We start from the raw sequence: 22703 nt of genomic DNA on the forward strand, positions 1-22703 counted from the left end.
ATTTTAGGCGTTGCATATTTACGAGATGATTTAGCACTTCCAAAATTCCCCCTGTCTCCCCATTCCCCAGATATGCTTCAGACTTTTCTATAATAATTAAGTGATTCCCCTCATCAAAAACAGCCTGTGACTACCACTCCCCTATCTCCAAGTTCAACTGCTCAGGTTCCAGATACGCTAGGCCGCTTTGGACGCTTTGGCGGTAAGTATGTACCTGAAACGCTCATGCCTGCCCTGGCTGAATTAGAAACAGCTTATCAGCAATACCGCAATGACCCTGGTTTTCAAGCAGAACTACAGCAGTTGTTACGAGACTATGTAGGACGTGCCACACCATTGTATTTTGCTGAACGCCTGACTGCTCATTATGCCAGGCCCGATCGCACCGGGCCACAAATTTACTTGAAACGTGAAGATTTAAATCATACTGGCGCTCACAAAATCAATAATGCCCTTGGTCAGGTATTGTTGGCGAAACGCATGGGTAAGCAACGGATTATTGCCGAAACGGGTGCTGGACAACATGGAGTTGCGACAGCCACAGTTTGCGCTCGTTTTGGGCTGGAATGCGTAATTTACATGGGTGTTCAGGACATGGAACGCCAAGCTTTGAATGTTTTTAGAATGCGGCTGATGGGGGCAGAAGTGCGGCCGGTAGAGGCGGGAACCGGAACTTTAAAGGATGCTACTTCCGAAGCAATCCGAGATTGGGTGACGAATGTGGAAACTACTCACTACATCCTGGGTTCGGTAGCAGGGCCTCATCCTTATCCAATGATGGTACGTGATTTCCATGCAGTAATCGGCGAAGAAACCCGCGCCCAAGCAATGGAGAAGTGGGGTGGATTACCTGATATTCTCTTGGCTTGTGTTGGTGGTGGTTCCAATGCGATGGGACTATTCTATGAGTTTATGAATGAGCCTTCTATACGCTTCATTGGAATTGAGGCAGCCGGGGAAGGTGTCAATACCGAAAAACACGCAGCCACCTTGACAAAAGGACGAATTGGTGTATTGCATGGAGCCATGAGCTACCTACTGCAAGATGAAGATGGACAAATCATTGAGGCACACTCAATTAGTGCGGGGTTAGATTATCCTGGTGTGGGGCCAGAACATAGCTATTTAAAGGATACTGGTCGTGCTGAATATTATAGTGTGACAGATGCAGAGGCATTGGCGGCATTTCAGCGATTATCGAAATTGGAGGGGATTATCCCGGCATTGGAAACAGCCCATGCGATCGCTTATCTCGAAACCCTCTGTCCTCAGCTAACCGACAGTCCTCGGATTGTAATTAACTGCTCTGGACGTGGTGACAAAGATGTACAAACGGCAGCCAAATTATTATATCCAGCGTAAATCTACATAAAATATTTGGGAGAAAACAATAATGGGTCAACAATTCCAACACCCAATGTTACCGCAACCCACTCACGACGAGTTGGCACGCCAAAACTTTGTGCAAACTATGAAAATGCACATTTTCAAGAATGTCACTCCTGGTAATAAAGAAATTTATGAAAAACTAGCCAAGCCGAAGTTTGAACAAGAACATCAGCGCCCTCCCCAGAATCGTCATGAAATTCGGGAATTAATGCAGCACGAACCTTACTATCGCTGGACTGGTGCCCTGAAGCGCATTAACCAAGAAATGTTATGGGATGCAGTAAATGCCAACGTTGACAGACAACTGCCAGAGTTGATAGAGCGTGCCAAAGATAAGGGTGGTGAACTGGGTACTTTAACCCTCGACCCAAATTTTCAAATACCTGCTTATCAAAAGGCTGTAGACATTCACTGTATGCCCGGAGGATATCACAGTGAATTCACTGCTGATGATGTCGCAGCAGGTGCAACCTACGATCGCGGCGCTTACGTTTATGGACTAGGTTGGTTGGGGCCGCTCAACGATGATATGGGGCTATCTATAGTCCAAAACTACCTTTTAGCAGAGTTTCCCAACTTTCGACCGAAAAAAATCCTCGATATGGGATGTTCTATTGGCAATAGCACATTACCTTATGTCGATGGTTTCCCAGATGCGGAAGTCCATGCTATAGATATAGGCGCATCTATACTGCGTTATGCTCATGCAAGAGCCGAAGCCTTGGGAAAACGGGTACACTTCTCTCAGCAAAATGCTGAACATACTAACTTCCCCGATGAATCATTTGACTTAGTGGTTTCTCACATTTTGCTGCATGAAATCCCCCCGTCATCTGTGCGTAAAGTTATGCAAGAGTCTTATCGTCTACTGGCTCCTGGTGGCATGATGATTCATCTAGAAGCACCCCTGTATCATCACATGGATCTTTATACACAGTTTATTTATGATTGGGAAACCGCTAACAACAACGAACCTTTCTGGAGTGCTGTACGCGATTTAGATTTGGTGCCGCTAGTTACTGAGGCTGGTTTTGCAACAGATAAGACATTCGAGAAATTTGTCCCGAATGGGGCATGGAAAGCAAAAGAAACTAATGGTATGTTTCAAAATCGTAACTCAGCCACCCAAGGTACTTGGTTTGTGGTTGCTGCCACTAAGTAAGCAAAGAAAGTTTCGTAATACTTCGGCTACGCTCAGTACAAGTTCGTAATGGGCTATGGCCTGCTACGCTAACGTAATTCGTAATTGAGAAAGTCAGATTTTATCTGGCTTTTCTCGTTTTGTATGTCTAGTCTTATTTTTGGAGAATTGGTATTAGGATGACAAAAATAGCCAAGGGTAAACGACCTGTTTACTTAGAAAATCCGCAAACTGATAAATTGCTAGCGATCGTCATGGCCTTGACTGGTGAGGTGTCCGTGCTGCATGAGCGGCTAGACACCATCGAACGGTTGCTAGAGGTGAAAGGTATTTTATCGACTAGTGAAATTGAAGCTTACGAGCCGGATGTCAAAGTAACCAATGAACGGGAACAGTGGCGTGCAGAATATCTTGCACGGGTGTTGCGTGTGATACAGGAATAGTTAGAACCACTTAAGTAAAACTAGTTGAAATCGCGTAGATATTTGGCTGAGTAAATCCAGCCATTTTTTATCCGACATTCCGCATCTTCAACTGTCATAATCGGTTTTTACTGTTTTTTTGATATAAGACAGCTATTTAATATACTTAGGTACAGTAAAATAGCTGAATTTATAAAGATAAATAAGCATTATTTAGAACAAATAAATTCAAATGAATCTAGTAATTACACTATGCAACAGTCTAAATACGGAATCTTGGATAAAAAGAATCATACTAATGCTAGAAGACAAATATTGATTAAATAGTAGGAAATTTGCGTCAAATCGTGCATTTAAACCTTTGATAGTAGTTTTTGACCAAATAAGCCCACAAATAGAGCTATTTAGACCTATAAGCAATTTGTCACATTGACATTCGTTGGTTACATTGTCTAAAACTTTACTGCCAACAAATGATCAAACAAATAGTTTACAGCGTTGCTTTAGGCACTATTGCTCTCAGTAGTGGAGCGATCGCTACTTCTGTAACAAATCCAGCTTGTACGCCAGTGTCTTCAAACGTATCGAATAATACTAATCAAATTGCAGCATCTAGTACGGACACTGCTGCTCTAGAACAGTCGATTTTTAACCAAATCAATAACTACAGAATTTCCCAAGGACTACCAACGCTGACTCGTAATGCTGCCATCGATAATCAAGTTAGGCTTCACAGTAAGAACATGGCTAATGGTACTGTTCCCTTTGGACATAATGGATTTTCAGAACGTCTTAATGCAACCGGTGTTTCTTACAGATCGGCTGCTGAAAATGTCGCTTACAATCAGGGACATAGCGATCCTGCTACAGTCGCTGTGCAAGGTTGGCTCAAAAGTCCAGGGCATCTTGCTAATATCAGAGGTAATTACAATTTGACGGGGATTGGTGTTGCTAAAAACAGTAAAGGCGCAATCTACTTCACACAAATTTTCATTCGCTCATAGGTTGGACGCGATGTGCAACTTAATATTCTGACCTCACTTCCATTCCTCTCTCCTGCAAAGAGCTATCCATTACCCGGATCTTTTTCAAAATTTGCGAGAGTATTCACTCAAGTTTTTTATAACCCTGATTCGTTCGTGGTTAATTCTCAATAAAAACCTACTTTTAGCGAGAAGATTCAGAGCTAACTTGTCAAGTATGCCACACACCTCAGTGTTGAAGATGCCTTACAAAACAAGCGTGTCAAGATTGTAAAGAAAGATGTGACTAATGGATAGCCTGCAAAAAGAGAGAGGCTTTGAATTCTACCTATTCCTTATTGTTAGGCAAGGAGATTAGGTTTGAGTAAAAATTGCACATAGCGTTAGATTTGGTAAAGTTTAGGTTTTTTCGTAAATTCCCCAGACTTTAACCTGTTAGTAAAGCTTTTGCTTGATAATTCATGAAAATCTGAAATTATTAGCAAAATTAACCGTGATTTTCATGAAGCTGACCTATTGAAGTACTGACAATTGGAAATGATTGTTTGTGTTACTTGTAAAGGATATAGCCAAATTGCCGAAATTCATCATTACTTAATAGTATTGTGGTATATATTCTTGGAACAATAAGGTAGAGTAGAAGTCTTATATCCCTACACATTACGCAATTCTCCATGTTCCGACAAACTGCTTTTGGCATCGCTTTAAGTGCGCTTGTCCTTGCTAGTGGATTAACGACTGCTCCGATACCAAATCATACTTCTACAAATACATCCACCCGTAATAAGCTGTTGTCGCTTTTTTCTAGTCAGGTTGCAATATCGACTCCTACTTTTAAAACTACTGAGCTAGAAAAATCAGTATTTGACGAAATTAATCGATATCGAGTTTCTAAAGGGCTGCCAAAGTTGACTTTAAATGCAAATTTAACTCGACAGGCAAGAATTCATAGTCAAAATATGGCTAAAGGTAAAACCCCATTTAGCCATCAGGGATTTGAAGGGCGAGTTAAAGCTATCCCGATTCGTTACAACAGTGCAGCAGAAAATGTTGCTTTTAACCGGGGATATAGCAACCCCGTAGAGGAAGCTGTTACTGGTTGGATCAAAAGTCCCGGACACCTAAAGAATCTTAAAGGAAATTACAACCTGACTGGAATTGGCGTTGCTACTAATAATCAAGGCGAAGTCTACCTGACACAGATGTTTTTTCGCACTAGGTAGATTTAATTTCTGATTTTTTGCACAATAATAATGTAGTGTCTGACAAGACTTTTTTCTATTGGACACTGCTATTATTTTTGAACAATTGATGACATTACCAGATTTTCAGGTGAGCGATCGCGACCTCAGTGACGCAACCCTTAGCCAGTATTTAGAATCTACAGCGATCGCAGTTGATACAGAAACGATGGGATTGTTACCACTGCGCGATCGCTTGTGTCTCGTCCAGCTGTGCAATCTTGAAGGGAAAGTGACTGCAATCCGCATAGCCAAAGGGCAAGCTGACGCCCCCAACTTAAAAAAACTCTTGGAAGCAGTCAATGTCGTGAAAGTGTTTCACTTTGCTCGATTTGACTTGGCCACTTTGCGAGCCAATCTGGGTATTCAGGTACGGCCGATTTTTTGCACCAAAATTGCCAGTAAATTAGCCCGTACTTATACAAATCGCCACGGACTCAAAGACGTGGTACAAGAATTAGAACAAGTGGAACTAGATAAAAGCTCTCAAAGTTCTGATTGGGGTAACGCCGTTAGCTTATCTGAAGCTCAACTAAGTTATGCTGCCAATGATGTACGCTACTTACTTAGTGTGCAGCAAAAGTTAATAGAAATGCTTAAACGAGAAGAACGTTGGCAAATTGCTCAAGAATGTTTTGAGTTTCTACCAACTATAGTTTCCTTAGATTTATTGCAATTCAAGGATCTATTTGAACATTAATCGAATAGGAAATAGTGACAAGAAATTTTTATTGCTTGTCAATTCCGACCAGTTATATCTCAAGTTCAAATTGATAGATAAGCAGGTTCGTAGTAAGTACTAAAGTCGTTATTTTCCAAGCACTAAAGTGCTTACTACAAACCCTTATGCGAAATTACAGCAGATTTCAAGTTAGTGAAATACACAAAGGTTCGTCTCAAAGCCAGCTATGTATAAAGCCTCTTTTACTTCTGGATTCTGACGCCTTGGCGGAGCGTCTCCAGCTCCGCTCCCGAATTCTGCTGTATTTTTTTGCCTAAGATCCAACATTGGAATCATTGGTGTCTCTAGGAGTTTTAGATTCACTAGCGCCTTCCTTAAGGTTACTTGCTTGCTCTTGAGCGCCTTCCTTAAGGTTACTTGCTTGCTCTTGAGCGCCTTCCTTAAGGTTACTTGCTTGCTCTTGAGCGCCTTCCTTGAGGTTACTTGCTTGCTCTTGAGCGCCTTCCTTGAGGTTACTTGCTTGCTCTTGAATGCCTTCCTTAAGGTTACTTGCTTGCTCTTGAATACCTTCCTTAAGGTTACTTGCTCCTTCTTGAATGCCTTGCTTAAGGTTACTTGCTCCCTGTTTAATGGATTCCGTGGCGCTAGTACCACCCTTTTGCAGATTTTCTTGGTGGTTTTTCAGCCGATCTACAACATTGTAGTCATCTGCACCTGCGGGAGTTTTTGATTCAACAATACCTTCTGTTGGACCACCGATCGCCTTCCATGCGCCAAGACCACCTTTGAGTTGGGAGACATGCTCAAATCCATTAGAACGTAGTTGTTGTGCGGCTTGGGCAGTGTCTTGTTCATTATCACCGTAAAGGTAAATGTCACGGCTCTTATCTAAAGAAGCTACTGCACGCTTTACCAATTCATCTGCTGGCATTGGCATTGCTCCCATAATGTGACCTTCGTTGAAGGTCGCGCGATCGCGCACATCCAGGATTGTAAAAGCTGGTTCACCCCATTCCAAACGACTCTTTAGGACATGAGCATCAGTTTGTGCTTCTATTGGTGGTTGTGGGGGAATGATGCCGCCTACTAAATTATTAACCATAATTTTTCCTTCTTGACGATACTAATAGTAATTTAGCGAACTGAAGATATTTAATTGATCTTTCTCTGGTATGAATATCTTCAAACTCTCTCCTCAGATAGATGGAGTATTTTTCCGAAAATCAACCAATTAATCAATTGTAAATAATGCCATTTGAGAGTATAAAGAGACAATATTTTATTTAAATCTAATCCAATATATTTAAAGGTTGGATTTTTTTGACATTTTAGTTATTTAGATATTTTAGATTTTACTGAATTCCTCATCCATCGAGAAAACATTAGTTTTAAATAAAAAAGATTTAGCAATAAATATAGTAATTGATACCTTTTTAATATCAGCGATCGTTAATAATAATCTCTCCTCATTTCCTGCCAAATTTGTAGAGTTATATACAGCAGATTAGAAGTTTGTAAGGTACATAAGTTAAATATGTTACCCAAATACAAAGAGTGTTTTACTTCTAAATTCTGCTGTCAGCAGTACTATTGAAACAAGCTTCCAGCAAGTTATTGACATCATAATATTGCTAGAGCAATTCTTGTTTCTATTGCTTTTGTCTGTTAAAGCTGGTTTTGACGCCCTATATACCTTCTGGCGATGCTTTCAGTCCTTTTGTCATAGCTCAGGCTGAAACTTGTAGTATACTATATGCTTAAGAGGGCAGCTACATGTAAATGCACCAGGGTAGATTTTCGTAGACCTTCTTCAAGAGAACATACCTATTGGTTATAGTACAGTCGAGTAAGTAGGAGTTGAGAATCTAGATTGGCTGATAAGTTAGTTTTTGAGCCTTTGTAGAGACCTAATTAACCAGGGAGTGCGTTACTCTTTTAAATTTGTAGCAATTACCGTCGCTTTTGGATGTGTCTTTTGACTATTTGCGGTTACGGAGATGGCTTTTAATTACACTTAATTCAAACGTAGAAGTTTAACATTATACAATACAAATTCAAAATTATGCAAAAATTATGCCATAATTATAAATTTTATCGGCACTATCGTGGTTGAGGTTGCGATCGGCTTCATGGAAAATTAAATGTACACAAGTACTACAGTAGCGGTGGTACTCAACAGAAACACGTAAAGTAAAGCTGGCACAACAGCAAATCGCCCAATTTACAATAGATAGCATTATGGTTATGGTTACTGCTACTACTCTTACTCCCAAAATTCTAATCGTTGATGACGACTTCGGCGTCCGAAATCTTGTCTATCGTTTTTTAAGTCGAAAATATCAAATAGAGTCGGCAGCAGATGGTAGGACTGCCTTATCGTTGTTTGAGCAATTCAACCCAGCTTTAGTAATTCTAGATTGGAATTTGCCGGATGTTACTGGTTATAGCCTTTGCCAAGAAATGCAGAGTCGTACTAATGTTTTAGTGCTGATATTGACTAGTAGGACTGACGAGGCTGATAAAATTAAAATCTTAAGCGCAGGTGCTGATGATTTCATGACTAAACCATTTAGTCTTGCAGAAGTTGAAGTTAGAGTAGAAGCTCTTTTGAGGCGGATACGCTACATCAATCCCTCCCCAACACAACGTATCGTTTTCAAGCAGCTAGTAATTAATCCAGAGGGCCGCGAGGTAACACTTAACGATAAAACTCTTCCCTTAACAGCACTAGAATTTAATATCTTACATTTTTTGGCAAGTCATCCTAATCAGGCTTGGAGTCGTCCACAGCTAATCCAAAAAATCTGGGGTTGCGATTACGTAGGAGATGGCCGGGTGGTTGACGTACATATTGGTCAGCTTCGCAAAAAGATGGAAGTCGACCCCAGCATACCTGAGTTTATAAAAACTGTGCGAGGGTATGGTTATAAGTTTGAAGCGCCCGATGAGAATACTAGTTTTTAAGGCTACTACAGAAGTGCAAACAACATTGAAAGAAGAAAGAAATGCTTAACTGAACCATATTCAGAAATGATTTGGTCGTGTCTTGACGATTTTAAGCAAAGCTGTACTTAAAGATTATTCATTATTTTTCTTAGCCAATCTTTGACTAACCAACTCAGCGGCTAAATGTATTGCTGCTTTCATACTCGTAGCATCAGCGATTCCTTTACCCGCAATATCGAACGCTGTGCCATGATCGGGTGAAGTGCGAACGAAAGGAAGACCTATAGAAGTATTAACTGCCCGATCGAAGGCCATTAGCTTTACAGGAATTAAGCCTTGGTCGTGGTAAAGTGCCAAGTAGCCATCAGCTGGATTTTGTACTAAAGAATTTCCATACCAAGCTTGACCAGGTTTAACCCACATCGTATCTGGCGGTATTGGCCCATCTAACTGCAATTGTGGTCGGTTTTGCCGCTCTTGCTCCAACCAAGGAATTAACCAATCTTGTTCTTCATGTCCAAGTTGTCCCTGTTCGCCACTATGGGGATTCAACCCAGCGATCGCAATTCTCCCTCTATATATACCAAAATCTTTTTCTAAACACTCCACTAACAAATCCAGTTTTTGTGTCAACAACTGCGGTGTCAACACATCGGCTACTTGACGTAGGGGAATATGTGTAGTGGCAAGTAAGGCGCGGAGTGTCCAATTAGTATGAGGCGATCGCGCTACAAATAACATCCCAAAACGGTCAACACCTGATTTTTGTGCCAAAAGTTCTGTTTGCCCTGGATAATTATATCCTGCGGCTTTCCAAGTAGATTTAGCGATCGGCCCTGTGACAATACCATCAAATTTACCAGCCAGTGTTTGAGCGATCGCATATTCCATATACGCAAAACTAGCTGCACCACTGGCTGCATTACCTATTCCTGAAATAATTTGATCTTTAATTTTTCCATCCAACTGCACATCGCTGACTGACAACTCATCTGGATTTGCCAAAGCTACTAAATTCTCAGTTAAATTCAGTTTGTAATAAATCTGTGCCAGCAAATCTCCGTTACCTACTACTGTAACGTCATATTTTTGACGAATTTCTGGATCGGCTAAAGCTTTCAAAATCACCTCCGGCCCAATTCCCGCCGGATCTCCGAGCGTCAGCGCCAAACCCGGACGATGATCCTTCACAAAATTTATTAAACCACCTTGATTATTTTGATACATAAAATTTCTTCATAATTCTTATCATAAAATTTTTCCAATTTATCCATCTCACCTTTTGCCAACAATAGGGATTGCCCCCCAAGCCAGTAGGGATTACCTGCTAAACTAGTTTAAAATTATTTACACAGGTCTAATCCTAGCAACTGTTGAAAAGCTTCTGGTAGACCTAGTTTACACACCAATTTGCATAAGGAGAATCACACTAATGGGCGGCGAAATTTTGAATGCAGCTCTATTGTCTTTCGGTTTAATCTTCGTAGGCTGGGGCTTAGGCGCGTTGTTACTGAAAATTCAAGGCACAGAAGAATAATTGAGTGCTGAGTGCTGTTAGCGGTAGCGGGGCGTTTAGCCCGTGCTGAGTTAGGAGTTAAGAGTTAAGAGTTATTATTCTTCTCATTCCTACTCCTTTTTTCATCGAAATGAGAAAAAAGCTTGTCCGTTAATCGGACAGCTATTTTCTCATGAGTCCATCCAAATAAATTGATTTTCTGAGAAAAGATGTAAACTTTTGTTTGCATAGGTTATTCTGATAACATTCTTTTCATAAAACATTAAAATTTATTACAACCCTCATGACATTATTAATCGTCGGTGCCACTGGCACCTTAGGAAGACAAGTGGCTCGTCGTGCTATCGATGAGGGATATAAAGTACGCTGTCTTGTCCGCAGCAGTAAAAAAGCAGCTTTTCTTAAAGAATGGGGAGCAGAACTCGTCCCTGGAAATTTACGTTACCCCGATACCCTAACGGAAGCTTTAGTTGGTGTAACCCAAGTTATTGATGCCTCAACCTCTCGCCCTACAGATTCACTAAGTATCAAACAAGTGGACTGGGAAGGCAAAGTAGCATTGATTCAAGCAGCAAAAGCCGCAGGTGTCGAGCGTTTTATTTTCTTTTCAATTTTAGATGCTGATAAATACCCAGAAGTGCCGCTAATGGAAATTAAGCGGTGTACAGAACTATTCTTGGCTGAGTCAGGCTTGAATTATACCATCTTGCGACTAGCTGGGTTTATGCAAGGGTTAATCGGCCAGTATGGGATTCCCATTCTGGAAGGACAGCCAGTTTGGGTAACAGGTAATTCTTCTCCCATTGCCTATATGGACACTCAGGACATTGCTAAGTTTGCAATCCGGGCATTGAGTGTACCAGAAACGGAAAACCAAGCTTTCCCTGTAGTCGGTACTCGTGCATGGAGTGCAGAAGAAATTATCAACCTGTGCGAACGCTTATCTGGAAAAGACGCCAGAGTAACCCGGATGCCAATAAGCTTACTGCGTGCTGTGCGGGGCATAATGCGGTTCTTTCAGTGGGGATGGAATGTAGCAGACAGGCTGGCATTTACAGAAGTATTGGCTAGTGGTAAACAGTTAAATGCTTCAATGGATGATGTATACACAGTATTTGGTTTAGATCCGCAACAAACCACAACCCTAGAAAGTTATCTCCAAGAGTACTTCAGCCGAATAATGAAGAAGCTCAAAGAGGTAGATTACCAGAAAAATAAAAATAAAAAGCAGAAACCTAAAAAAACTCCTTTTAAGCAATCTTCAAAAGCCAATAGTCAATAGTCATTATGAAACAGACATTAGTCGTAAAACCCTAGACTCTGGATATTTGACTCTAGATTAATGACTACATGACCAAAAATGTGTAACGATTACATAATACAGAGCATCGCCTAAAATTGGATATTTGAGTGTGCCGAAAGCAGGCATTATCTACAATGACGTTAAACCGATAGCGGGCCGTGTCGCTATTGAGTTGAAAGACAAGCTAACCGCAGCCGGTTGGAATGTATGTATCACATCGAGTATCGGTGGTATATTGGGCTACCCTAATCCGGAGAGTCCTGTGTGCCACACTCCCATTGACGGTCTGACACCCCCTGGTTTTGATTCAGATATGGAGTTTGCAGTGGTATTAGGGGGAGACGGCACTGTTCTTGCAGCGTCTCGTCAAGTAGCCCCTTGTGGTATTCCACTGCTAACAGTGAATACCGGCCACATGGGATTTTTGACGGAAACTTTCCTGAATCAATTGCCCCAAGCACTAGAACAGGCAATGGCAGGTGAGTATGAAATTGAAGAACGAGCAATGCTCAATGTCAAAGTGTTTCGGGATGATTCAGTGCTATGGGAAGCCCTATGCCTGAATGAAATGGTGCTACACCGGGAACCTTTGACCTCTATGTGCCATTTTGAAATTGCCATAGGGCGTCATGCGCCAGTAGATATTGCCGCAGATGGTGTGATTGTTTCTACGCCTACTGGTTCTACAGCTTACTCATTGAGTGCTGGTGGCCCAGTGGTGACTCCTGGCGTACCTGCTTTACAGCTAGTACCCATTTGTCCCCATTCCCTAGCTTCTAGAGCATTGGTATTTCCAGATACTGAGTCGGTCAATATCTACCCAGTCAATATTCCTCGGCTGGTAATGGTAGTAGATGGTAATGGAGGGTGCTATATCTTACCAGAAGATCGAGTATATATGGAGCGATCGCAATATAGTGCCCGATTTATTCGCTTGCAACCCCCTGAGTTTTTCCGAATTTTGCGAGAAAAATTAGGTTGGGGTTTGCCACATATAGCTAAACCAACTTCGGTAGAATTGCCGTAAACATTGTGCAGAAGGCAGGAGGCAGGAGGCAGGAGGCAGGAGGCAGGAGGCAGGAGGCAGAAGTTTTTGAATTTGAATTGATTTATCCCTTATCTTCCCACTCCCTGCTCCCTACTCCCCAACTTACTGATTTCCTTCCAGAATTACTGGTATGGAGATTGAATTTGGAGTTAGTTATTAAGATTGCATCCGAGAATTCTATAGCTGACACCTGAACGTGCTAAAACATCCTTAGCAGCGCGTCAAATCAGAATTGCTACATCACTAAAAGCTCGTAATTGCACTTTATAACTGATGTAAAGATTTTCTCTAGAATATCTTTACAATCCCAAATCCAATATCCCAAATTGTTATGACAGTTGCTCAAAGTCCTTGTGTTTTGGTGATTGAAACCGATGAGAGCCTTGCAAATCAGCTTTCTTGCGATTTGCAAGAAGCTGGTTATGAATCAATTTTGGCTCATGATGCGACGAGTGGTTTACAACACTGTCGCGATCGCCAGCCTGCTTTAATTGTTTTAGACCGGATGCTAGCAGGAGAATCAGGACTCTCATTGTGCAAAAATCTGAGAAGCACTGGTATGCGATCGCCTGTACTGATTTTAATGGCAAGGGATACAGTTGACGATCGTGTAGCTTGTCTAGAAGCTGGAGCGGATGATTACATCCTCAAGCCTTACCGCTCAGAAGACTTTTTGAAGTTGATTCGCCTCTACTTAAAACCCGATGTGGATACTACGGAGCAATTACGCTTTGGGGATTTAATTTTAGACATAGCAACTCGCCGTGCCATACACAACGGACGACCAATTGACTTGACAATGAAGGAATTTGAATTATTAAAATTTTTAATGGAACATCCCCGTGAGGTGTTAACCCGCGAACAAATTCTAGAAAATGTTTGGGGTTACGACTTTCTGGGTGAGTCGAATGTAATTGAAGTTTACATTCGTTACTTGCGGTTAAAAATCGAAGATGAAGGTCAAAAGCGCCTGATTCAAACAGTGCGAGGCGTAGGGTACGTTTTAAGAGAATCCTAGTATACTGTAGCGGGAGTTTGCTTTTCTCCTTACCTCGTTCCCAGTTTCAGATTGGGAATGCTTTCTTTAGGTGTTGTTACCTCCCACCCAAAGGGTTTTTCTGCCTACAACGCTGTAAAATTGAAGTCTAAATTACAAAATCGAAAAGCTATATGACTCGTCGGCTAAGTTTGCTCTCGATAGTGCTGAGTATTTTTCTGATGGGTTGTTCTGTGCCAACAACTGCTAAATCTCCTAGCTCCACCTCTGGTTCTAAAACTCCAGCACCAGAAAGTTTAGGTCAAAAACTACCAATTTCTGCTAAAGCTATTGTGCCTAATGGTACAACGATTCAATTAGAGGTAGCGCAGACGCCACAACAGCAAGCGATGGGGTTGATGTATCGACCAGCTTTACCAGATGACCGGGGGATGATGTTTGGATTCCCTTCAGCACAACCAGTCAGTTTCTGGATGAAGAATGTACCCGTACCCCTGGACATGGTATTTCTACATAAAGGCGTAGTTAAATATATTCAGGTTGCTGCACCTCCTTGTGCAAGTGAGCCTTGTCCTACTTATGGTCCCAATACACCAATTGATAAGGTGATTGAACTTCGTTCTGGAAGAGCTACCGAATTGAAGTTGAAAGTGGGCGATAAAATCAAAATTGAGCCTTGAAACTCCGGTGCTTGCGGGAATAAAAACTTGGGTAATTACTCGGTTGAGAGCCTATACGGTCGAAATATATGTTTTTTTTGTAAAAAATGTCACTGTATGTGGTCAAACAGCACTTGTAACGCTACTATTTAAAAACTGTGGTAATAATGTAAAATTCTACTGTCTCAAACCTGAAAACTGCGATTTCAGGTTTAGTCTCAAAAATATTCCCTTGGGCGTAAGTGTAAATAGTCGCCAATAAGAGAGTATAGGCTATGGAATCTTTATTACTACCTGTGTAATTAAATAAAACACAAAGGTAAATAAGATGAAGCAAATTTAATTAAGTAAAAATACTGCTTAATAAGCTAGCAGATGATTTGTATGAGAATTTTTATTTCTCAGACCATCTAATAAGAAGCCTCTGTTGAAAGCAGATTAACAAAAACTGTGCTGGGGTGTATGGCCGAAAACGGCACAGTGACAGATAAAATACTGGCTACTGTCTACCGAGTAATGGTGAACTGATATATGACAATACATTCTGCACAAGGAGGTGAGATACAAATGTCACCATCAAAATATTCCCGACTGATTCATTTTTTGCAAGAAGATTTGGCAATTTCTACAGCATCACTAGCAGTGGCGCTTCGGCATCGGGAGCAAGACCCAGGTCCTTTGGCAATGATTCTTTGGCAATATGGGTTAGTTACTCTAGAGCAATTAGAACAAATTTATGATTGGCTGGAGACGGCGTAGTTCATACCAATTGTGGATTGTAGATTTTAGACTTTGACTTAAAAGTTTCTAGCAAATGCCTATTAGCAGAATCTCAAATAATACTATTTATGCCAATTTGGTATGATACTAAGTTGCCAAAGTTATTATTGTTGGTGTTAAACATACAGTACGACTTTCTTCAAAGCAAATAATACTATCTAGGGCAACTTGGTGTCATTTAGGAGAATTGAAGTATGTCACATCAACTCTACCTTATGCAAAGATTAATATATAGCTCTTTTGACTCTGACGGTTTCTACTCTATATACAAATTAAAAGAGCGAGTTGATAATTTAACTCGCTCTTTTGATTTAGTACTCAGGACTGAGTAAACACTTTAACTGCTGCTGCTATACCAGAACCAGGGGTAAAGTCTTCGTAGCCAAGTTCTGTAAGGGTAACTTCTAAGGATGCTATGCAGCTAAGGATATCGCGATCGCTCACAAAACCCAAGTGACCAATACGGAAAATTTTATTGCTCAAATGGTCTTGACCACCAGCAAGGGCAATATCAAAGCGTTTTTTCATCAACGATCGAATTTTATCCGGTTCAATTCCCTGTGGTGCTACAGCCGTAATCGCCGGACTAGCGGAATCATCTGCTGCAAGCAGAGGTAAATTTAACCCTTTAATGGCGGCGCGGGTAGCATTCTTCAGCCGTTCATGTCGAGCAAATATTGATTCTAACCCTTCTTCTTTCATGATTCGTAACGTGGTGTGTAACGCTACGATCAAGTTCACAGGCGGAGTAAATGGAGTTGTATTTTTGGCTGTAGCTTTGCGATATTTGCCTAAGTCCAAATAATATTTCGGTAGCTTCGCAGTTTTGTAAGCTTCCCAAGCTTTGGCACTGACAGAGACAAAACCCAATCCCGGCGGAATCATATAACCTTTTTGGGAACCGGAGGCGACGATATCCAAACCCCAAGCATCCACGGGTAGATTGAATGCACCCAAGCTCGTGACGGCATCAACGATAATTAAAGCTTCACCGTGTTCTTTAACGTGGCGGTTGATAGTTTCTAGGTCATTCAACACACCCGTCGAGGTTTCGCTGTGGGTAATAATTACAGCTTTGATTTGCTTTTGGGTATCTGCTTGGAGTTTTTCGGCAAATACTGCGGGGTCTAAGGGTTTTCCCCATTCCACCTTAACTTCTTCTACATTCAAACCGTAGGCTTGACCGACTTCTACCCAGCGTTCGCCAAATTTACCATTAGAGCCAACTAAAATGCGATCGCCTGGAGAGAGAAAATTTATTATTCCCGCTTCTACAGCACCCGTACCACTGACATTCAGCGTCAGCACATCACTTTGAGTTTGGTGCAGCCACTTGAGGTTTTCTGTCACCTCTGCCAATATGTTGCTAAATTCACTAGTACGATGCCCAATTGGATGCTTGGCTAATGCCAGTAAGGCAGCTTCTGGCACTGGTGTAGGGCCTGGAATCATCAGCATCAGCTTATCGTTCATGTGTCTATCCTAAAAGTCAAATAAAAGTCAAAATTGTGGGAAGTTGGTTAAATCTGATAGCAAATCCTAGATATTCATCTATACATTCCGCTCAGATTGTCACCACCTTTGTTGTATATTTTCCAAATTCAGAGGAAAAGTATCATGGGAGTTAATGATCGTTAAGCTTGACCTTTGCAATTTATACCAGACTCTAACTCAGATCAAACCTCTGTTCCAGGCAATCTTACCACACACCTAGACGTCAGGTTAAGGTGTCTGCTCTAAGGGAGTAGCTATTTTAGCCAAGGGTGAAACGTCTATCTATATGAGGCATAGGTACGACAAATTCTTAAATCTACCTATAATCTGCCTCAGTTGTTTTTATAGAAAAACGCGAAATCGTTTTGAACATCGCAGTAATTATCGGTGAAAAAGCTGTGTTTTGCTTCTACGAAAGAAGTAACCCCCTACACTATACGGAAAACTTGGATGTTACCGTTTGCTAAGAGATAGAAGATACCCAACCCAAACTTTTCAATCTATGGTTGGGTCAAAGATTTGTTCTTGGGTTGCCATTCTCTAAACAATACCTTCATCTATGATTTATTTGAGTCAAAATCGCTTCGATACCAATATTCAAGACTTTTCTAGGTTATTTGATAGCGACTAATTTGACGCAGAAGTTAAGATATCTATGCTACTAATTGCTGCACTTTTTGATACTGCACTTAGTAGTAAGCAATGTCGGCAGCGGGTACTAAAAAACTATAAGTTTTTATACTATACTTACAAAACTGCTACAATCGTGCTTAGTCTCCTTAGTTACTATTCACGGTGAGTCATTTTTAACTAGTGTTCAGTTCATAAAGTGTCACTCACTAGATCCCCGATATTCTTACAAAAGAGATATTCTTAGTTAGTGCAAGGAGTGATACCATTTCACCACATGTTTGTCACAAGTTATCCTCGTAATACTCCCTCCTCAGGGATTGTTGCAGATTTCAAATGTTGCATCAAACGAGTGAGTTGGTATAAGCTTTTACGGAAAAGCGCTTGAGTGAGCAAAACTCTCAAGCGCTTTTTTGTGTATAAATAAAACAGTCCAACTCTCTGGACGATTGGATAGATGTTTTTAAATACACATATACCAGAGAAGTCAACTACTGCTAAAAGAGTTGTTGCAAGATATACTTGATGGTTTTAATATCTGTGTCGCGTTGCAATTACAAGAAATATTCAGATAAATGTTAGCGCATCACAAATGCTTTATCCACATTTTCATGTCAGTGAATTCATCATGCTAATTCCTCCGATTTAGGGTTCTCTGGGCAATTGCTTGCAGTTCTGCCGAAGTTAGTGGAGCCAAGTAATCAAAAATCTTTTTATTCCGAGCAAATTCATTACTATGAGAAAAAGCATTTTTGCAAGCATAGGCAGATAGATTTAAAGGGAATTCATTTGGATCTGAGCCTCTGATATTGACATCTGCACCAGCCTCAACTAGCAATTTAACCATGTCTAGAGATTCTTCAAAAACTGCATACATTAAAGGAGTCCAATAAAGTTCGCTACTGTCTCTTGCATTGATATCTTCTTGAACAAGAATAAGAGCTTGAACTTCTTCCAAGTAATGAAAGCGAATTGCTCGAATCAGCGCTTCGGCAAAATCTCCATTAGGTATGATGTAGTCTTCATACATGATCTTTTTCCTCGTAGTAGTTTTTATACAGCACTTCCGGCAGCTATGAGGTACATCCTAAAAGCTGAAAGCAATGATAGGAGAGGGGCAATGAGAAAACTATATTGCATAATAGCCAGAAGTACTGTAACTACATTTCATTAATTCGTAGCGAATTCTCTGCGCCCCTAAACTGCGGGAAAATGAAGCGCATCTGCATTTAAATTTCAACCCTCAATTCGCCACGATTTTACACAAAGCTGTACTTAGCTAATTACAAAATTCACCAACTTTCCAGGCACCACAATTACCTTTTTAATCTCTTTACCTTCGATGTAACGCTGGGCAATTTCTGATTCACGAGCATATTTCTCCAACGCTGCTTTATCTGCTTGTGTTGGTACTTGAATCGAGCCGCGAGTTTTACCCATAACTTGAATCACTAAAGTGATTTCATCAGCTACTAAAGCAGCCGGGTCAAATGATGGCCAAGTTTGAATATGAACTGAATCACTTTCACCCAATAAATGCCACAATTCATCAGCAATATGTGGTGCAAATGGTGCTAGTAAAACCACCAAAGTGCGAATACCTTCTGCGTAAATTGGTGAACTTTTGCCGTCGGCATCAGTTAGGGCGTTACTTAACTTCATCAATTCTGAAATAGCTGTGTTGAATTGATATTCGTCTTCCACGTCTTCTGTCACTGCTTGAATCGCCGTGTGAATCGCCCGCCGCAATTCTTTTTCTACCTTAGTTAAATCAGATTGAGCTTTCTTACGGGATACCCCAGCAGCAATATAATCTGTCACCAAACGCCAAACCCGATTTAAAAAGCGGAATTGTCCTTCCACATCGGCTTCATCCCATTCCAAATCTTTTTCTGGCGGCGCTTTGAACAAGATGAACATCCGCGCTGTATCTACACCGTATTTGGAAATTACATCTTCTGGCGCTACACCGTTGCCCTTTGATTTAGACATGGTGGCATAGAGACGTTGCAACGGTTCACCTGTCTGGGGGTCGCGCGGGTCGGCTGAATTTACCAGATTAGAAGGAATCCATTTATCTTTACCACCCTTATTAGGATTTAGATAAGTTAAACCCTGTACCATACCTTGAGTTAAGAGGCGTTGGAAGGGTTCATCAAAGTTTAACAAGCCTCTGTCCCGCAGAACCTTAGTAAAGAACCGCGAATACAACAAATGTAAAATCGCGTGTTCAATCCCACCCACATACTGGTCAACTGGCATCCAGTCGTTGATTTTACTAGAATCGAAAACCTGTTGTTCATTTTTAGCGTCAGGAAAGCGCAAGTAATACCACGAGGAATCAATAAAAGTATCCATCGTGTCAGTTTCCCGCTTTGCTGGAGTGCCACAAGTTGGACAAGGTACATTTACCCAACTCTCTAACTGAGTCAAAGGTGAACCGCCACGTCCAGTAAATTCCACCTCTTCTGGCAACTGCACTGGCAAATCTCGATCGGGAACTGGTACTATCCCACAGTTGGGACAGTGAATTACAGGTATCGGTGCGCCCCAGTAACGTTGTCGTGAAATCAACCAATCCCGCAAGCGATATTGCACCCGTACTTTACCAAAACCTTGTTGTTCGGCGTATTCAATTATTGCTTGTTTAGCCTCTGTGGAAGACATACCAGTAAAAGCCCCAGAATTAATTAAAATTCCTGGTTCAGTGTATGCCTGGTTATATTCAATTTGGATGAGTTGAGTGACTTCATCATTCTCTAATGTTGGAGTTAAGTCAAAACCTGCAACATCATCTGGGGAAGCGATGACAAAATCAACTGGCAAATCGTAATTTTTGGCAAACTTAAAATCCCGGACATCATGTGCCGGTACACCCATCACTGCTCCAGTACCATACTCATACAGTACATAGTCAGCAATCCAAATTGGCACTTCTTCCCCTGAAAATGGGTTAATTGCCTTACCACCTGTGGGTATACCCCGCTTAGGTTTGTCTTCAGAGGTACGTTCCAACTCACTTTGATGGGAAACCTCTTTAATAAAGGCTTCTACCGCTGCTTGTTGTTCTTTTGTAGTGACGCGCTTTGTTAAGGGATGTTCTGGTGCTAACACCAAGTAGCTGACACCATAAACTGTATCTGGCCGTGTGGTGTACACTCCGATTTTTTCATCTATCCCAATGATGGGAAATTCTAAGTAAGCGCCTGTAGATTTGCCAATCCAGTTTGCCTGCATTGACTTGACGCGTTCCGGCCAACCTGTCAATTTATGTAAGTCATTGAGCAATTCTTCGGCGTAGTCGGTAATCTTGAAAAACCACTGGCGTAATAATTTGCGCTCAACTATTGCCCCACTCCGCCAAGAACGTCCTTCGTTATCAACTTGCTCATTTGCCAGTACAGTTTGATCGATAGGGTCCCAGTTTACAGCTGCTTCTTTTTGATAAGCTAATCCTGCTTGCAAAAACTGTAAGAAAATCCATTGTGTCCATTTGTAATAATCTGGCGAACAGGTAGCAAGTTCGCATTCCCAATCAATGGATAAACCAAGACGCTGCAATTGTTGCCGCATCTGAGCCATATTCTGATAAGTCCACTTTGCTGGCGGTACACCACGGTCAATCGCAGCGTTTTCTGCTGGCAAGCCAAAGGCATCCCAACCCATTGGGTGTATTACCCGATACCCTTGCATTCGCTTGAGGCGGGCAATCACATCGGTAATCGTATAATTACGGACGTGACCCATGTGTAGGCTGCCCGATGGATAAGGGAACATGGAAAGAGCGTAGAATTTTGGCTTGTTGCTAACTGTCGGTGTCTTATCTAGGCCTAGTTCTACCCATGTTTTTTGCCATTTTTCCTCAATTGCTGCTGGGTTGTATCGGGAATCCACCAAAAATTCTCCTACTGGGTCTATGTCTACGTCTACTTACTATGTCAACCTACCTATGTCAACATAGCAGGTTAATCTAAATATTGTAGGTCAACTACTCACAGATTTATATATTCAGTGCAGTTGAAGAGCAGCCTAATTATGCTCAAACTGCGACCCTTTCAGATATCGCAAGAATTATTTGATGAAGGTTTAGGGACTTTCAGTTAAAAAACATTCCATCCTTGCGGGACGCTTTGCAAACGTAGGGGCACAAAGTCTTGCGCCCCTACAAATCTACAAATAATTTGGGATAATTTATTTTTTGGAAGTCCCTTAAATGGTTAAATCAAATATAAAATTATCTGGTTTGGTAAGGATTTTTGTCTACGGCACACTCAAACCAGGTGAAGCTAACTATAAAAGGTACTGTGCTGGCAAAGTCGTTGATGTCAAAATAGCTCTTGTACAAGGCAAATTATTTGCTCTGCCAATGGGCTACCCAGCGATGACGCTAGGGGATAGCAACGTTTACGGATATTTACTTTGTTTTTCCCACCCAAAGATTTTAAATGAGCTAGATGTGCTGGAAGATTACCAGTCCAATAGACAAACGCCAGAAAACCTCTATAATCGACAAATTATCGAGGTTTATGAGCCAAAGTCGCTCTCTCTGGGTTGGGCTTGGGTTTATTTAATGACTTTAGAGCAAGTTGAGCAATTAGGAGGCTTCCTCCAACCTGGGGGCTGGTGGAGCGGCTGTGCTTTAACCCCAAAGTACAGTTACGATCTTTAAACTGTTAACTTTGGGATTAGTTTATGTCCTGTTTGGGGTCGTGTCGTTGCGGCTGTACCTGATAAATTGAATTTTCTGGAGAGGCTACTGCTGCTTTCGGAATTTCAATTACCGGGTTATTTAGTCCCACCATCAGCGGCGAAGGGGGAACTATAGACGCTGAGGACGTTTGTATAGGTTCTCTTTGTGGTCGTTGTGCCAGTTGCGGCACCATCGAACCACCACTTACTAAGCCAGATATTGCACCGATTACACAAGCAGCAAGGGCTGCACCCCCCACCATCCAGTTTAAACGGGAGCGGTGGCGCAAACGTAACAATACTTGCTGAACTGTCTCTTCTGGCGACTGTTGGGCTGGCACTGGGAGCGTCCGCAAACCTTGGCGCAGCTTTAACAGTCGGGCATACAAACATTGAACTGAGGCATCATTTGCCAGCCATTCTTCTACTTGCCTGCGTTCGGTGGCTGTGACTTCACCATCGAGGTAAGCACTCAATAACTCGAAGCGATCGCGCTTCACCATATCCATAAGACCCGTTGATTCATTGGTATGCTTGGCCATTCCATCTGACAAATCTTGAGGAAGTTGCAAAGGAGAACGGTCGTAAAACTGAGAATCAGTAGTCATCTTAACATTATTACCAATTCATAACATTATTACCAATTCATACACGGGTAAACTGGGCGGGAATTTTGGGAAAATTAGCCAATTTTCCTCTTAAAGGCAGAAACAATCTACGTCTTTCTAGTAATTTTTAATCTATGCTTAAATTCTGCCATTGGGCAGAGGCAAGATACCGTAA

Annotated in this window: 20 protein-coding genes and 1 pseudogene; 14 read left to right on the forward strand and 7 right to left on the reverse strand. The window is 41.5% G+C overall.

What is annotated here, in order from left to right:
- The first annotated feature begins 126 nt into the window (after window positions 1-126).
- The 6 genes from trpB to AC1F2U_RS08675 all read left to right on the forward strand — a co-directional run bounded on the left by trpB (window position 127) and on the right by AC1F2U_RS08675 (window position 5876).
- Complete coding sequence (gene trpB / locus AC1F2U_RS08650) at window positions 127-1362, forward strand: tryptophan synthase subunit beta (protein ID WP_480260728.1); 1236 nt, start codon at window positions 127-129, stop codon at window positions 1360-1362.
- 31 nt (window positions 1363-1393) lie between these two features.
- Window positions 1394-2551: a class I SAM-dependent methyltransferase gene (locus tag AC1F2U_RS08655; RefSeq protein ID WP_480260729.1), complete on the forward strand. Its 1158-nt coding sequence runs from the start codon at window positions 1394-1396 to the stop codon at window positions 2549-2551.
- A gap of 158 nt (window positions 2552-2709) precedes the next feature.
- Complete coding sequence (locus AC1F2U_RS08660; protein ID WP_480260730.1) at window positions 2710-2973, forward strand: hypothetical protein; 264 nt, start codon at window positions 2710-2712, stop codon at window positions 2971-2973.
- Between the two features lie 452 nt (window positions 2974-3425).
- Window positions 3426-3956 (forward strand): CAP domain-containing protein, encoded by a 531-nt coding sequence (locus tag AC1F2U_RS08665; protein ID WP_480260731.1) that lies wholly within the window; start codon window positions 3426-3428, stop codon window positions 3954-3956.
- A gap of 653 nt (window positions 3957-4609) precedes the next feature.
- Entirely contained in the window at window positions 4610-5158 is a 549-nt protein-coding gene (locus AC1F2U_RS08670) for a CAP domain-containing protein (protein ID WP_480260732.1), read from the forward strand.
- An 88-nt stretch (window positions 5159-5246) separates the two neighbouring features.
- Window positions 5247-5876 (forward strand): ribonuclease D, encoded by a 630-nt coding sequence (locus AC1F2U_RS08675; protein ID WP_480260733.1) that lies wholly within the window; start codon window positions 5247-5249, stop codon window positions 5874-5876.
- Between the two features lie 637 nt (window positions 5877-6513).
- Here AC1F2U_RS08675 and AC1F2U_RS08680 read toward each other — a convergent pair.
- A pseudogene (locus tag AC1F2U_RS08680) lies at window positions 6514-6960 on the reverse strand (rhodanese-like domain-containing protein); the annotation flags it as partial.
- Between the two features lie 958 nt (window positions 6961-7918).
- Complete coding sequence (locus tag AC1F2U_RS08685; RefSeq protein ID WP_480260734.1) at window positions 7919-8095, reverse strand: hypothetical protein; 177 nt, start codon at window positions 8093-8095, stop codon at window positions 7919-7921.
- A 1-nt stretch (window position 8096) separates the two neighbouring features.
- Between AC1F2U_RS08685 and AC1F2U_RS08690 the strand changes: the two genes are divergently transcribed.
- On the forward strand, window positions 8097-8822 hold the full coding sequence (locus tag AC1F2U_RS08690) for a response regulator transcription factor (RefSeq protein ID WP_480260735.1): 726 nt from the start codon (window positions 8097-8099) through the stop codon (window positions 8820-8822).
- A 114-nt stretch (window positions 8823-8936) separates the two neighbouring features.
- Here the strand turns inward: AC1F2U_RS08690 and pdxA are convergent, their stop codons facing one another.
- On the reverse strand, window positions 8937-10031 hold the full coding sequence (pdxA, locus tag AC1F2U_RS08695; RefSeq protein WP_480260736.1) for a 4-hydroxythreonine-4-phosphate dehydrogenase PdxA: 1095 nt from the start codon (window positions 10029-10031) through the stop codon (window positions 8937-8939).
- 205 nt (window positions 10032-10236) lie between these two features.
- Between pdxA and petM the strand changes: the two genes are divergently transcribed.
- The 6 genes from petM (at window position 10237) to AC1F2U_RS08725 (ending at window position 15086) form a co-directional block, all read left to right on the forward strand.
- Window positions 10237-10341 carry a cytochrome b6-f complex subunit PetM gene (gene petM / locus AC1F2U_RS08700; RefSeq protein ID WP_094344256.1) on the forward strand — a complete coding sequence of 35 codons (105 nt, stop codon included), beginning with the start codon at window positions 10237-10239 and terminating at the stop codon, window positions 10339-10341.
- Window positions 10342-10603: 262 nt separating this feature from the next.
- Window positions 10604-11602, forward strand: a complete 999-nt coding sequence (locus tag AC1F2U_RS08705) for an SDR family oxidoreductase (RefSeq protein WP_480260737.1) — start codon at window positions 10604-10606, stop codon at window positions 11600-11602.
- 130 nt (window positions 11603-11732) lie between these two features.
- Entirely contained in the window at window positions 11733-12650 is a 918-nt protein-coding gene (locus AC1F2U_RS08710; RefSeq protein WP_334897963.1) for an NAD(+) kinase, read from the forward strand.
- Between the two features lie 352 nt (window positions 12651-13002).
- Window positions 13003-13689, forward strand: a complete 687-nt coding sequence (gene nblR, locus AC1F2U_RS08715) for a response regulator transcription factor NblR (RefSeq protein ID WP_335056460.1) — start codon at window positions 13003-13005, stop codon at window positions 13687-13689.
- A gap of 152 nt (window positions 13690-13841) precedes the next feature.
- Window positions 13842-14348 carry a DUF192 domain-containing protein gene (locus tag AC1F2U_RS08720; RefSeq protein ID WP_480260738.1) on the forward strand — a complete coding sequence of 169 codons (507 nt, stop codon included), beginning with the start codon at window positions 13842-13844 and terminating at the stop codon, window positions 14346-14348.
- 510 nt (window positions 14349-14858) lie between these two features.
- Window positions 14859-15086, forward strand: a complete 228-nt coding sequence (locus AC1F2U_RS08725) for a DUF2949 domain-containing protein (RefSeq protein ID WP_292736094.1) — start codon at window positions 14859-14861, stop codon at window positions 15084-15086.
- 339 nt (window positions 15087-15425) lie between these two features.
- On the opposite strand, the gene AC1F2U_RS08730 is transcribed toward AC1F2U_RS08725, so the two are convergent.
- The 3 genes from AC1F2U_RS08730 to leuS form a co-directional block, all read right to left on the reverse strand.
- Window positions 15426-16580 carry a pyridoxal-phosphate-dependent aminotransferase family protein gene (locus tag AC1F2U_RS08730; protein ID WP_480260739.1) on the reverse strand — a complete coding sequence of 385 codons (1155 nt, stop codon included), beginning with the start codon at window positions 16578-16580 and terminating at the stop codon, window positions 15426-15428.
- Window positions 16581-17862: 1282 nt separating this feature from the next.
- Window positions 17863-18261, reverse strand: a complete 399-nt coding sequence (locus AC1F2U_RS08735) for an ankyrin repeat domain-containing protein (protein ID WP_480260740.1) — start codon at window positions 18259-18261, stop codon at window positions 17863-17865.
- Between the two features lie 245 nt (window positions 18262-18506).
- Window positions 18507-21125, reverse strand: a complete 2619-nt coding sequence (gene leuS, locus AC1F2U_RS08740; RefSeq protein ID WP_480260741.1) for a leucine--tRNA ligase — start codon at window positions 21123-21125, stop codon at window positions 18507-18509.
- Between the two features lie 319 nt (window positions 21126-21444).
- Between leuS and AC1F2U_RS08745 the strand changes: the two genes are divergently transcribed.
- On the forward strand, window positions 21445-21900 hold the full coding sequence (locus tag AC1F2U_RS08745; protein WP_480260742.1) for a gamma-glutamylcyclotransferase family protein: 456 nt from the start codon (window positions 21445-21447) through the stop codon (window positions 21898-21900).
- A 16-nt stretch (window positions 21901-21916) separates the two neighbouring features.
- On the opposite strand, the gene AC1F2U_RS08750 is transcribed toward AC1F2U_RS08745, so the two are convergent.
- The gene (locus tag AC1F2U_RS08750; protein WP_480260743.1) at window positions 21917-22528 is read right to left on the reverse strand and encodes an anti-sigma factor family protein; all 612 of its coding nucleotides are present in this window, start codon (window positions 22526-22528) and stop codon (window positions 21917-21919) included.
- Between the last annotated feature and the right edge of the window lie 175 nt (window positions 22529-22703).

Source organism: Nostoc sp. LEGE 12454 (genome assembly GCF_056620565.1).

What these genes read in the sequence shown, in the direction of transcription:
- AC1F2U_RS08690 (WP_480260735.1), top strand. Translation starts at nt 8,097, where the DNA reads ATGGTTATGGTTACTGCTACTACTCTTACTCCCAAAATTCTAATCGTT.
- AC1F2U_RS08705 (WP_480260737.1), top strand. Translation starts at nt 10,604, where the DNA reads ATGACATTATTAATCGTCGGTGCCACTGGCACCTTAGGAAGACAAGTG.
- nblR (WP_335056460.1), top strand. Translation starts at nt 13,003, where the DNA reads ATGACAGTTGCTCAAAGTCCTTGTGTTTTGGTGATTGAAACCGATGAG.
- AC1F2U_RS08750 (WP_480260743.1), bottom strand. Translation starts at nt 22,528, where the DNA reads ATGACTACTGATTCTCAGTTTTACGACCGTTCTCCTTTGCAACTTCCT.
- AC1F2U_RS08730 (WP_480260739.1), bottom strand. Translation starts at nt 16,580, where the DNA reads ATGAACGATAAGCTGATGCTGATGATTCCAGGCCCTACACCAGTGCCA.
- AC1F2U_RS08660 (WP_480260730.1), top strand. Translation starts at nt 2,710, where the DNA reads ATGACAAAAATAGCCAAGGGTAAACGACCTGTTTACTTAGAAAATCCG.
- AC1F2U_RS08685 (WP_480260734.1), bottom strand. Translation starts at nt 8,095, where the DNA reads ATGCTATCTATTGTAAATTGGGCGATTTGCTGTTGTGCCAGCTTTACT.
- pdxA (WP_480260736.1), bottom strand. Translation starts at nt 10,031, where the DNA reads ATGTATCAAAATAATCAAGGTGGTTTAATAAATTTTGTGAAGGATCAT.
- AC1F2U_RS08725 (WP_292736094.1), top strand. Translation starts at nt 14,859, where the DNA reads ATGACAATACATTCTGCACAAGGAGGTGAGATACAAATGTCACCATCA.
- AC1F2U_RS08665 (WP_480260731.1), top strand. Translation starts at nt 3,426, where the DNA reads ATGATCAAACAAATAGTTTACAGCGTTGCTTTAGGCACTATTGCTCTC.
- AC1F2U_RS08670 (WP_480260732.1), top strand. Translation starts at nt 4,610, where the DNA reads ATGTTCCGACAAACTGCTTTTGGCATCGCTTTAAGTGCGCTTGTCCTT.
- AC1F2U_RS08655 (WP_480260729.1), top strand. Translation starts at nt 1,394, where the DNA reads ATGGGTCAACAATTCCAACACCCAATGTTACCGCAACCCACTCACGAC.
- AC1F2U_RS08720 (WP_480260738.1), top strand. Translation starts at nt 13,842, where the DNA reads ATGACTCGTCGGCTAAGTTTGCTCTCGATAGTGCTGAGTATTTTTCTG.
- AC1F2U_RS08675 (WP_480260733.1), top strand. Translation starts at nt 5,247, where the DNA reads ATGACATTACCAGATTTTCAGGTGAGCGATCGCGACCTCAGTGACGCA.
- AC1F2U_RS08745 (WP_480260742.1), top strand. Translation starts at nt 21,445, where the DNA reads ATGGTTAAATCAAATATAAAATTATCTGGTTTGGTAAGGATTTTTGTC.
- AC1F2U_RS08735 (WP_480260740.1), bottom strand. Translation starts at nt 18,261, where the DNA reads ATGTATGAAGACTACATCATACCTAATGGAGATTTTGCCGAAGCGCTG.
- petM (WP_094344256.1), top strand. Translation starts at nt 10,237, where the DNA reads ATGGGCGGCGAAATTTTGAATGCAGCTCTATTGTCTTTCGGTTTAATC.